Genomic DNA, 12,247 nt, shown 5'->3' with positions numbered 1-12,247 from the left:
AATTAAGAATTAAGCTTCGATTTTATTTTTTAGAAAAAACAAGGACGGCCGATTGGCGGTTGTCCTTGGTTCCTAAGTAACCGTAACCGAAGGGAAAAGGTAAAATGGAATCGTTTGTAGATTCACTTAAACTTTTAAGTTCCGGTTGGGTTTCTGGAATGACAGCACCGGATAAATTCCACGATTTTTCATACCTTCCAAAAATAGATCGTTTCCAGTTGTCTTCAGGAAAAAAACGAATGGGAAAACCAGATTCATCCTGAACCACAAATTCTGCATTTTTTAGTAAAAGATCTCGAATCGATTTTCTTTTTTCACCATGAAATAAATATTCTGCGGACTTTGTAAATATTCCAACATTCGTTAAATCCGAGAAGTATTCATACAACCCATCTCCAGGATTTCCTTCATTCCCAATTAAGAATATTTTAAAATATGTAAGTGTTTCCGCTTTTTTTAGTTTTGTATCATAAAGGGAAAGAGTAAAACCTCTGTAAGTAATCCCTTTTCCAACAATCATTTCCTCTTTGGAATCAAGGATTTCTTTTCCCATGCGACGAAGGAAAGCCACAAACACTGGATAGGCTCCATTTAGTTCTTTTTTCTTGGTTTCTTCTTTCATTTTACGATATGTAAAATAATTCCTACCAGCCAAATGATCTGAGAGATTGCGAATTCCTTGTTTGACGATTAGTTTTTCTTTTTCTGAAAGTGTATTGTACGAATTCGGGTAACCAGGATCCTCTAATCCAAAAAGGATATAACGCTCACATTGTGGATAAAATGAAAAAAGATTTAAAACATCAATTCCACTAAAAGGGTAAATCACCGTTTTCACATTCGGATGGTAATCCTTTCCTTTTAGATACTGGGTGATGGTGTCTCTAGTGTTTGTTAGTTTATTCCAACTGAGATCCATTTCATTTTTATGTAATGGATCTGATTCACTTAAGCCCGCCCACTCATCATAAATGGGCGTTTCTATAACAGCTGTTTCTGTTTTTTTTTCTTGGATTTGGCATTGGTAAGATAAAATGAAAAGGACGAGGATGAGTTTTTTTGACATAGGTTTCGGAAATGTTTAAGAACAATCTTTACGACGACTGTTTTCAGACATCCTTTTTCAGGTCTTGGATTGATAATTTTTCAGAATGCCCGATGGCTCTTTTGGGGATTTAGCAAAAAAAAACCGGCCCGGGAAACCCCGAACCGGTCAATGGTTCCTAAAAAGAAAGCCGAATGGTTTTATTCTCCGACAGCAACTTCTCCTTCTGCTTCGGTAGAGAAACTAACTGGTTGTTTTGATTTTGTTTCTTTAGTTTCCTTTGGATCCCTTTCAATGGATTTCACTTCTCTCGTTTGGATTTTGGATTGGTCCATGAGAGGGAGGCTATTGAGATCCCGAACTTGGTTTTCGATTTTAAATGCAATGTCTGGATTTTCGAGAAAGAAGTTTTTCACTTGTTCCTTTCCTTGTCCAATCTTCTCTCCGCCGTAAGAATACCAAGAACCTGCTTTCGCAACAAGGTCATGACGAACTGCGAGATCAATGAGAGAACTTTCTCTGTTGATTCCATTTGCATACATGATGTCGAACTCTGCTTGTCGGAAAGGAGGAGCACATTTGTTTTTAACCACTTTCACTCGAACGCGGTTACCTACAGGTTCTTCTTTCTCTTTTAGAGTTTCGATACGGCGAATGTCCAAGCGAATGGAAGCATAGAACTTCAACGCGTTTCCACCGGTAGTGGTTTCTGGACTTCCGAACATCACTCCAATCTTCATACGGATTTGGTTGATAAAGATAACAGTCGTATTGGATTTTGCAATGGTTCCTGTGAGTTTACGTAGGGCTTGGGACATGAGTCGTGCCTGAAGACCCATATGGGAATCTCCCATATCTCCTTCGATCTCGGCCTTAGGAACAAGAGCGGCTACGGAGTCGATAACGATAAGGTCGATCGCATTGGATCGAACGAGTGACTCACAAATTTCAAGTGCTTCTTCCCCGTTGTCTGGTTGGGCCACGAGCAGGTCGTCTACATTGACCCCGAGTTTTTTAGCGTAAGATGGATCGAGAGCGTGTTCCGCATCGATAAAGGCAGCAATGCCCCCTTTTTTTTGTGTCTCTGCAATCGCAGAAAGAGTGAGTGTTGTTTTACCAGAAGATTCTGGTCCATAGATTTCTACGATTCTACCGGAAGGAAACCCGCCAATCCCCAAGGCGATGTCTAAATCCAAAGATCCAGTGGATACGACGCTCATTTCTGCCATACGTGTATCTGCACCAAGGCGCATGATGGAACCCTTACCGAATTGTTTTTCGATTTGGCCTAGGGCAGCGTCAATGGCCTGCTTTCTTTGGTCGGTTTCTTTTTCTTGAGCCTTGTCAGCTTTCTCTTTTTTCATGAATCAAACGTTCTCCTAAAATCGGTGTTCCGAAAGACTAGGTAGGGGACTTAGGTCAGTGGTTCCAAAAAACTCTTGCGAACCGACTCTCTCAAGGATGAACCCATCCCTTCCGAATTCCACTCTTTTTCTCTTCCGGACTAGCTCCAGTATGCATGAGACCTGGGACAAATTAGAAAAGTGAGGGAAATTTTTCTGGATTATGTCTTTTTTTGTCGTTTTCAACACTAAACAAAATGTAAGTACTTGTATAGTATTTTTTTGCCGTAGGAGAAAGAAAACTTTGCCGATAGTTTCTCTGTATGACGCTGCCAGCTCTTGAAGTCCAAATTCCCGACCATTTCCCCCAAGCCATGGCTGACCTTTTCCGAAGTTACCGAACCTATCTCAAAATTGAAAAAAATTATTCGGAACATACTCTATTTGCCTACTTACGTGATTTAAAATTTTTCTTTGAGTTTTGTTTGAAAGAGGAAATTGACATCTTGAGTGTTGATGTTCTCGATGTGCGGGCTTATTTTGCTGACTTAAAATCGGCGAAAAAACAAGACAAACGAACCCAAAGCCGTAAACTTTCTTCTCTTCGTACTTTTTATAAATTTTTATTCCGCGAAGAAAAGATAGGTGCCAATCCTATTTTACAAGTCAGCTTTCCCAAAACAAAAAAGAAGTTACCTAAAAACTTCACACCCATCGAAACAGAAGACATCCTTGATTATGAAGATGGTGAAAAAGCCGAAGTGCTTGGAAAGAGAGACAAAGCCATCGTGGAAGTATTGTACAGCACGGGGCTTCGTGTATTTGAGTTAGTTAATGCCAAGTTAAGCGATCTGAATCATGAATTAACATCACTTAAAGTAATGGGAAAACGTCGTAAGGAACGTTTCGTATTTATTGGTGAGGAGGCACAAACTGCACTCCGAGATTATTTAGAAGAAAGAGGGACATCAGGCCCTGAAGAAATCTTTTTAAACCAACGTGGTGGGAAATTAACCACTCGCGGAATTCGTTATATTTTATCAGAACGAAGGACTGTGATGGGAATGGAAAAAGCCATCACTCCCCATAAGTTCCGACACACCTTTGCTACTGATCTTTTGAATGCCGGTGCTGATATTCGCGCCGTACAAGAGTTACTCGGTCATGCTTCTTTGTCTTCAACACAAGTTTATTTGAGTGTTTCGAGAGACAGGTTGAAAGAAGTGTATCGAAATGCCCATCCTCATGCGAAGAAATAGGGGGTTGGGTTTAGGTTTTGCGCGCGGATAGGATCACCCCGCCCTGAAATAGGGAGGGGAACTAGACCCGCCGCCCAATGGTTTCCCTCTACCACAACGAACCCGTCCCATCAAGCCCCAATCTTCAAACCCGAAAAATTCTTAAATTAAGTTCATACTTCCGTCTTGATTCCTAATAATATAGTTGACTATAAAAAATAAGTCGGCCATATTATGGCCTTGTCTCTAAAACATAAATACCCATCCGATTCCCTCCTTCGTTTCCCGTTAAAGGAGAGGAAATTTGCAAAAACTCGTACAAATTTGATTTTTGCCTTCCTGTCGGAGTTTGATTCCAAGGATTTCGATTCCATAAAAATCAAAGATCTCTGTGAAATCGCTGAAGTTTCAGAACCAACGTTTTACAATTATTTTCCAGAGAAGGGTGATTTACTCCTCCATTACATTCAGATTTGGGGTTTGCAAGTCTCCGTATTTGCCAAGGAGATGAAATTGTCTGAATCAGGATGGGGGTTACTCTCTGCATTATTTCGTTATACAGCAAAAGAATCCAAAAAAAATCCCAGAATCTTACTCGAGATCATTTCTTTCCAAGCAAAAAATAAAAGAACTTTACACCAATCTAGATTAACTGGCGCAGAACGTGTGTTAATCTTTCCAAACACTGCCGGTATCGAAGAATTGAATGCCGATGGTGTGGAGGGGATCATTCAAAAAGCATTATCCATTGCTGCTAAAAATGGAGAACTCCCCGAATCTACGGATTGGAAATCCTTCGGAATGGTTTTAGGATCTTGTTTTTTTGGTGTTCCAATCTTAGCGTTCCAACTAAATCAAAACTTGGAAAAACTTTGGTTAGATTCTCTCTCTTATTTGTGGAGAGGCGCTGGTGGAATTATAAAAGATTAGGTTATTATATGATAAATTTATATATAAGTATATAGGACTATATTAATGAATTATTTAAATCAAAAATGGTTTTTGTTATCTATCGGAGGTGTTTTCATCGGATTCACCGGTATGAATTGGAATATTCCCATCTTTGTTTGGATAGCCATGGTTCCATTTTTAAGATACATCCGACTTGGTCATTCCGTATGGACACTTCTGTTTTCATTAATAGTCATCCAATTTTTTTCTACAATGCGTATTGTATCGGATCCATTTCATCTTTGGATTGCCATCATTTCCGGAATTCAAGGAGGAATTATTTTTACAATATTACTTTGGATATGGAACTGGCTCCGAATCCAGTTTCCTTCTCAAATATCTTCGATTCTTTGTTTTGCTTTTTTATTTACCATCGTTGAATGGATCGGTGGTTATAGTTCTGGCCTCGGAGTTTGGGGGATGTTTGCCAATAGCCAATTAAACAATTTGATTTTGTTACAATCGGCATCATTATTCGGAGCTACTGGTATTAGTTTTATCATTTATTTAGTAAGTGGAAGTATTGAAGAGTCCTTGTCCGATTTTATCTCTAATTCCAAGTTATCAAAAAATTCGGCCTATTTTCTTTTCGCCTGTTTTTTGTTCATCGTCGGAATCTATTTTTACGGTGCCATTCGACTCACTGTTCCGATTGAGGGAAAAAGTATTAAAGTGGGGACAGTAACTTCCAAAATGGAAATCCAAAACATTTGGAATGACCCCATACAAAACCAATTGAATACGGAACTTGTTTTATCAAGAACCAAACAAGCCGCAGATGAGGGTGCTAAGGTAGTTATTTGGAACGAAGGAGCGGTGATTGTGAGTCGCAATGAAGAAGAATCTTTTTTAGAAAAGATATCTCATTTAGCAAAAAACAAACAAATCGAAATCATCGCAGCCTATGTTATTCCAATAAAGGAAAAAGAATTTTTTTTGGACAATCAGTTTCGTTGGATCGGTAAGGATGGATCCACTCGTCAAATTTATTTCAAACAATTCATTCCTCCAGGGGAACCTGTTTCCATCATTTCTTCTGAAATTAAAGTGATCGATGTTGACGGCATTAAAATGTCAGCAGCAATCTGTTATGATTTTGATAGTCTCAAACTAACTCAGAAACATGCGGAATTAGGAACAGCCATTAGTTTCATTGCCGCCTCCGACTGGAAAGGAATCAATCCATTCCATACGGAAATGGCAGCCCTTCGCGGGATTGAAAACGGAACCGCGATAGTTCGTTCCACTCGTGGTGCTTTGTCAGGTATTTATGATGCATATGGTCGAACAAAAGGAGCTCTCGATTACTACGAAGAAAATGATGGAGTGCTCGTCGCTTCCGTGCCGATTGTCCCTGTTTTTACCTTATACAGGCAAATTGGAAATTGGGTTGTTGGCTTAGGGATTCTTTATTTTTTATTTTCTGGGATCTTGATTCTGGTTTTTGTACTAAAATCCAGGAACTAACAGAGATTCGTGTGTAGATAAATTAACCAAAACATTCTCCTATTTAGAAAATTTCTAAATATTTGATTGAATTAAATTTTGCTTCTGTCAGAATTTGATGTTTGTGAATTCCTGAACCTTCTTTCTTTAGGTTTTCGCAAAGGATGGTTTGATGACTTCAGTCGCTGATAAATCCATTTTGCTCGTTGAGGATGAAGCCATCCTTGCCATGTTTGAAAAAAAACAATTGGAGGATGGTGGATACAGCGTAACCCATGTTAATAATGGGGAAAATGCGATTCAATTAATCATCCAAGCAGATAAACCTTTCGATTTGATCCTTATGGATATTGATCTAGGAAAAGGATTGGATGGAACACAAACTGCCACAGAAATTTTAAATCATAAAGAAATTCCCGTAGTTTTTTTATCTTCTCATACTGAACGTGAAATTGTCAAAAAAACAGAAAGTATAACCTCCTATGGTTATGTAGTAAAAAACTCAGGATTCACTGTCTTAGATGCTTCTATCAAAATGGCTTTTAAATTATTTGAAGCAAACGAACTCACTAAAAGTAAAAAAGAACATTTAGAGACCGTATTGCATTCGATAGGTGATGGTGTCATTGCAACTGATAGCGATGGAAAAGTCATTCGAATGAATCCGATTGCAGAAAAGTTAACAGGTTGGACTCATGATGAAGGTGTCGGACTTGATATCAAAGATGTATTCAAAATTGTGAATGTGAAAACTCGTGCCTTAGTTGAAAATCCTGTAGATATTGTTCTTCGTACTAATTCGATTGTTGGTCTTGCAAATCACACGGTTCTTCTTTCTCGGGATGGATCGGAATACCAAATTTCTGATTCGGGTTCTCCCATTAAAGATTTAAATGGAGAAACAAGGGGTGTTGTACTTGTTTTTCGAGACATCACAGCCGAATACAATGTCCAAAGTCACATTGCCAAACAAGCAAATATGTTGAATAACGTTTTGGATGCTGTGATTGGTACCGATTTTAATCATAAAATCAATTATTGGAACAAAGCTGCAGAAAAAATTTATCTTTGGAAATCGGAAGAAGTCATTGGAAAGTCTGTGATGGAAGTTTTAAAAACAGACTACATCAATCTTTCTAGTGAACAAGTGATGCAAAGAGTGAACTTGGATGGGAGTTTCATTGGTGAGGTAATCCAATATGCTAAGGATGGAAGCATCCGAAACATTGAGGTAAACCAAGTTCTCCTCGACGATGAAAGTGATTTGCCTATTGGATACATTGCTGTTGGTAGAGATATCTCTGATCGATTGAATGCACTGCGACGTGTCAAAGAATCGGAAGCCAAACTGACTGAAATTATTGAATCAGCGATGGATGCTATCATCAGCATTGATCAATCTAAAAAAATCATACTCTTTAACGGAGCTGCGGAAAAAATGTTTGGTTACCAATCATTGGAGATCATTGGCCAACCTTTAGACCAATTGATACCAATAAATTTTCGTAGCCAACATGATAATAATATTGATTCTTTTTCAAAAACAGGTGTTAGTCGTCGGGCTATGGGTGCATTGGGAGAGATTCGAGGGCTTCGATCCAATGGAGAAGAATTTCCTATAGAGGCTTCGATTTCTCAGATTTCTGTCAAAGAAGAAAAACTATATACTGTAATTTTACGAGATGTGAGTGTTCGGAATCTTTCGGAATCAAAAATCCAAAAACTTTTACTCGAAAAAGAAAACATACTCAAAGAAATTCACCACCGCGTTAAAAATAATATGAGTTCTATTTTTACCTTGTTAACTCTACAGGCAAGGGCACAATCAGAAAGTTCTGTGCAAACAATTCTTTATGAAGCTGCAGGACGAGTTAAAAGTATGATTGTTTTGTATGACAAACTTTATCATTCAGAAACGGACAATACTGTTTCTTTGCAGGATTATTTTCCTGCCATTTTTAACGAAATCGTTTCGATTTTTCCTAAAAGTGTAGAAGTAAAAATGAATATTTTGGAGGAACCGATTGAATTAAATGCCAAACTACTTTCCTCATTGGGAATCATTCTAAATGAACTCATCACCAATTCAATGAAACATGCATTTAATGAAATCAATCATGCAGTGATCGGACTTAAGATCTTTCGTGAGGATAAAAAACTCTATTTAGAATATTCTGATAATGGATTGGGAATACCTGAATCAGTATCCTTTGAAAATTCCCCTGGTTTTGGTTTACAACTCATTGGAATGCTTGTCGATCAAATTGAAGGTAAAATTAGCATCGTTAGACAACCATCTTCCATATTCCTTTTGGAATTTGCTGTTTGACCCATTCTAAGTTTTCTGAAGATTCTCTAAATTTAAGGAAGATACTTTAGAATTATTGTTTACCATACTTGGGCTTCCGCTCCTATTCTCACATGGGCCAACTCCAATTCTTTGTTGTTTTATGTTATGCAATTCCATTCCTTGTGATTCTTTTTCCCATTGGGCTGTCATTTTCGTATATCTTTAAAATCATAGGCCTCGACCGTCCTTCCAATCGAATCAATAACTATTTAGGATATTTTTGGTATCGTTCTTTTTTCCTATTAACCGGAAGAAAGTTACAGTTTGAACAGGGAGATTGGAATCCAAATGGAAACAATCGGTTTTTGATTTGTAACCATACCAATGCGATGGAAGTTCCTCTGATTGTTGCTCTCCCTTATTTATCAAAATCAAAGGACGTAAAACTTTCTTACTTAGGAGGCGATATCATCCAAAGATACAAAATTATTCCACTCATGATGCACAAAACAATTGTGGAAGCTGTTATTTATTCAGAAAAAAAACCAAATTTTAGAAATTTCAAAACTGATGTTCTTAGAGTTTTAAAAACAAGATCCATTTTTTTATACCCAGAAGGTGAAAGAACTTTTACCGAAGAAATCAAACCATTCCAAACGGGTGTAATGAAAATTGCTTATAAATTTAATATTGATTTGGATGTATTTGTTGTGAGTGGAATGATGGGATATTCTAGTTTATCCGAATACTCACACTTAAATAAATCAAAAACTGTGTATTTCCATTTTTGTGGATCCATTAAAGCGAAAGACTACGATACTTTTGAAACATACCTTTCTGCCGCAGAAACAATAATGAAAAATAAAAAAACGGAGATTGAGACTTTGGAAAGGTCTGCCGTAATAACTTAAGTAACGGCAAACCGTTGGTTCATTGTTATTTGGATAAGGTTTTGGTAAAGGCCACAAGTTGGTCAAGTGCCGTTCCCCATCCTTCTAAAAATCCCATATCTTCATGTTGTTTTTTAGTTTCAGGATCTTTATGTTTTGCTACTGCTTTGTATTTTGTCGCTGTACCAATTGATTCCATAGTAACAAAAGCCGTCATAAAACTATTCCCAGATGGTCTATACCCAGGAAGCAAACTGTCTGTAAAAACTAATTTTTTTAAATGTTCTATTTCCAGAAAACAGCCGTTATTTGGAAATTTATTCCCATCTGGAGATTCCATTACTGTATAAAACTCTCCACCTGGTTTTAGATCAATCCTACAATCGATTGTTTTCCACGGCACGGGTGTGAACCACTGTTTGACCTGTTCTGGAATTGTCCAAGCGTTCCAAACTAACTCCACTGGCACTTCTACAATTCTTTCTAACACCAAATCCAATTCAGGATTGAACGATTCTTTTGATTCTTGATTCATGTTTTTCCCTTTGTTTTTAATAAAAATGAGTCCAATTGATTCAACCTTGTTTCCCATAAAGACTTTTGAACCTGTAGCCAAGATTCTATCACTGAAAACGGATTTGGATTGAGATAACAAATTCGAACCCTTCCTACCTTTTCCGTATAGATTAGCTGGGCTGACTCTAAAATATCCAAATGTTGCATGAACGATGGCATTGCCATCGAGAAAGGAGAAGCCAAATCGCTGACACTAGAAGGTCCGATCCCTAGACGTTCCACAACCTGTCTCCTTGTTGGATCGGAGAGGGCTTGCAAAACAATGTCCAGATTGTAGGTTCTTTTGACCATATTGGCATTGTACTGAATTTCAATACTTAGGTCAACGCCTAAGTATTGAAAATTACTGAAAAGTTAGTTTTCGGTAAGTAGCGATTCCTGTCTGTTGCAAGGTAAGTTGATGGAAAATTCCAATCTCGAACCAAAGAAAGCCAGTTTCGAAATCCTACCCCTTTCGAAATCACTTCCATTCCTTTGCAAATGGTTGGTCATTCTCGGATTGGTTTCCCTATTGGTTGGTTCTGCATCCGCTTTCTTTCTCGTATCCCTGGAAAAGGTAAGTCAGTTACGAGAATCCAATCTCTGGATTGTTTATTTCCTACCTTTTGCTGGTTTTATCATTGGTTGGTTTTATTTTTATTACGGAAAAAACGTAAGTAAGGGGAATAATTTATTATTAGAAGAAATCCATTCCCCCACCTCCATCATCCCAATCCGAATGGCCCCCTTTGTTTTTTTGGGAACTCTTGTGACCCATTTATTCGGTGGATCCGCAGGCAGGGAGGGAACCGCCGTCCAAATGGGAGGATCGATTGCCCACCAATTGGTTCGTTTCCTTCCAATGACTATAAAAGAACAACAAACATTGGTTATACTAGGAATCAGCGCAGGTTTTGCCTCCGTATTCGGAACCCCACTGGCAGCGACCATTTTTGCGATCGAAGTCATTCGCATTGGAAGTTATCGTTTGCGTTTGATTTTTCCGGTTTTTCTAACTACCTACATGGCACATTGGGTTTGTTTGTTTTGGGGTGTGAGTCATTCACATTATCCAAAAATACCTTTTGATTTTTCCGGAACCATATTTCTCTGTTTGGTGGTTCTGGGGATTGTTTCGGGATGGGTTGCAAAATTGTTTAGTGTGAGTTTACATAAACTTTCTGAACTTTTTCAAAGATGGATTCTGTTTGCACCCATGAGACCTGTGATCGGTGGAGTCATTCTTGTTTTGTTTTTTCTATTGGGACTCGATGCAAGTTTTTTAGGGCTTGGGCTTCCTACATTACAATTATCTTTTGTCAACTTATTGCCACCGGAAACGGTTCTCCTTAAATTTTTGGTCACAATCATTACCATAGGATCTGGATTTAAAGGAGGTGAGGTAACACCTTTATTTTTTATTGGTGCGAGCCTCGGAAACTTATTTGGATATTTTGATCCTTCTCATTTAATTTTATTTGTTGGGATTGGGTTTATTTCTGTTTTTGCTGGTGCGACTAACACTCCATTAGCCTGTGCCATTATGGGAATGGAACTTTTTGGATGGGAATGTGGGATCTTTTTTATCTTAACTACTGGTCTTGCTTACATTTCTTCTGGTCATACAAGCATATACCGATCGCAAATCATTGGCAAAACAAAACCTTTTAGTCGGGTTTCTGATTTTGGTAAAAAAATTTCCGAATTGAAAAAATAATTCAAATTTCTCATTGCTCTATTTTTTCCTTAAGTGAATTTTTTGTGACGGAGAAATAAATGTTAGCTGAGAATAAAAATTCTAAATCTTTTTTATGGAAACAAACCCTCGTTGGATTTTTACTGCTAATTTTGCCGATTGTTTTATTTTATTTTAGTGGGGTTGGAGCCCGTTTGAGTTGTGACCCAAGGGAATGTACGATCATTCGTAAACAATTCACAGAAAGTTCAGAAGATCGATTGATTCCTACCGAGATCGAAAGAATCGGATACAATTACCAAGGCGCAGGTAGACAAAAGACGGGAGTCAGTTCCAGTGGTTTTTCCGGGTCCGATTTAGAAATCCATTTAAAAAATGGGAAAAACATTCTCATTTTTGGAACACCAGTTGGTTATCAGTTTGGAAATTTAGATTTCCGTAGTTTAGATTCCTTAAGAGAAACAGGTAAACTTTCTTCTGCATCACTTGCGAGTTATAGTTTTGGCGGTAAACTCCTGTTTATTGGCCCAACACTCGCTGCTATAGGTTATGTTTTAATTTTAATTTCTTTTGTGCGACCAGTGAGTCCCGATTTAGATCCAAAACTCTTAGGTAAGAATCGTATTTTAAATTTAATTCTTTTTGTCACAACTCTCTCCATTGTGACATTCACCTATTTAATGCTTTGGAACTGGGCAAAATCCTATTTAATTTCTTAAAAACTAAGTTTTGTTTTTACAAATTTGAAAATCCTGTCACTTTGAGTTGTTTTTTTTTTTATAAGGATAAATTC

General features: G+C 37.8%; 11 protein-coding genes. 7 read left to right on the top strand and 4 right to left on the bottom strand.

What is annotated here, in order from left to right:
- Positions 1 to 22 precede the first annotated feature (22 nt).
- Both EHQ16_RS10525 and recA read right to left on the bottom strand, forming a co-directional pair.
- Positions 23 to 1,066, bottom strand: a complete 1,044-nt coding sequence (locus tag EHQ16_RS10525; protein ID WP_135635793.1) for a hypothetical protein — start codon at positions 1,064 to 1,066, stop codon at positions 23 to 25.
- A 179-nt stretch (positions 1,067 to 1,245) separates the two neighbouring features.
- A complete protein-coding gene (gene recA / locus EHQ16_RS10520; protein WP_135635795.1) occupies positions 1,246 to 2,409 on the bottom strand; it encodes a recombinase RecA in 1,164 nt (387 codons plus the stop codon).
- 302 nt (positions 2,410 to 2,711) lie between these two features.
- Between recA and xerA the strand changes: the two genes are divergently transcribed.
- The 5 genes from xerA (at position 2,712) to EHQ16_RS10495 (ending at position 9,224) form a co-directional block, all read left to right on the top strand.
- The gene (gene xerA, locus EHQ16_RS10515) at positions 2,712 to 3,647 is read left to right on the top strand and encodes a site-specific tyrosine recombinase/integron integrase (protein ID WP_135635797.1); all 936 of its coding nucleotides are present in this window, start codon (positions 2,712 to 2,714) and stop codon (positions 3,645 to 3,647) included.
- A gap of 213 nt (positions 3,648 to 3,860) precedes the next feature.
- Positions 3,861 to 4,556 (top strand): TetR/AcrR family transcriptional regulator, encoded by a 696-nt coding sequence (locus EHQ16_RS10510; RefSeq protein WP_135635799.1) that lies wholly within the window; start codon positions 3,861 to 3,863, stop codon positions 4,554 to 4,556.
- Positions 4,557 to 4,601: 45 nt separating this feature from the next.
- Positions 4,602 to 6,044: a nitrilase-related carbon-nitrogen hydrolase gene (locus EHQ16_RS10505; protein WP_135635800.1), complete on the top strand. Its 1,443-nt coding sequence runs from the start codon at positions 4,602 to 4,604 to the stop codon at positions 6,042 to 6,044.
- Positions 6,045 to 6,195: 151 nt separating this feature from the next.
- A complete protein-coding gene (locus EHQ16_RS10500; RefSeq protein ID WP_135635802.1) occupies positions 6,196 to 8,352 on the top strand; it encodes a PAS domain S-box protein in 2,157 nt (718 codons plus the stop codon).
- Positions 8,353 to 8,444: 92 nt separating this feature from the next.
- A complete protein-coding gene (locus tag EHQ16_RS10495) occupies positions 8,445 to 9,224 on the top strand; it encodes a 1-acyl-sn-glycerol-3-phosphate acyltransferase (RefSeq protein ID WP_135635803.1) in 780 nt (259 codons plus the stop codon).
- Positions 9,225 to 9,249: 25 nt separating this feature from the next.
- On the opposite strand, the gene EHQ16_RS10490 is transcribed toward EHQ16_RS10495, so the two are convergent.
- Both EHQ16_RS10490 and EHQ16_RS10485 read right to left on the bottom strand, forming a co-directional pair.
- Entirely contained in the window at positions 9,250 to 9,738 is a 489-nt protein-coding gene (locus EHQ16_RS10490; protein WP_135635805.1) for an SRPBCC family protein, read from the bottom strand.
- Positions 9,735 to 10,070, bottom strand: a complete 336-nt coding sequence (locus tag EHQ16_RS10485; RefSeq protein WP_167482653.1) for an ArsR/SmtB family transcription factor — start codon at positions 10,068 to 10,070, stop codon at positions 9,735 to 9,737. Before EHQ16_RS10485 ends, EHQ16_RS10490 begins: the two co-directional genes overlap by 4 nt.
- Before the next feature lie 109 nt (positions 10,071 to 10,179).
- Here EHQ16_RS10485 and EHQ16_RS10480 point away from each other — a divergent pair, with 109 nt between their 5' ends.
- Both EHQ16_RS10480 and EHQ16_RS10475 read left to right on the top strand, forming a co-directional pair.
- The gene (locus EHQ16_RS10480; RefSeq protein WP_135635807.1) at positions 10,180 to 11,475 is read left to right on the top strand and encodes a chloride channel protein; all 1,296 of its coding nucleotides are present in this window, start codon (positions 10,180 to 10,182) and stop codon (positions 11,473 to 11,475) included.
- A 59-nt stretch (positions 11,476 to 11,534) separates the two neighbouring features.
- A complete protein-coding gene (locus EHQ16_RS10475; RefSeq protein WP_135635809.1) occupies positions 11,535 to 12,173 on the top strand; it encodes a hypothetical protein in 639 nt (212 codons plus the stop codon).
- Positions 12,174 to 12,247 lie beyond the last annotated feature (74 nt).

The organism is Leptospira kanakyensis (assembly GCF_004769235.1).
Classification (GTDB): Bacteria; Spirochaetota; Leptospiria; order Leptospirales; family Leptospiraceae; genus Leptospira_A; species Leptospira_A kanakyensis.
Note: the sequence above shows the minus strand (reverse complement) of the source record. Positions and strands in the feature narration are given on the sequence as shown.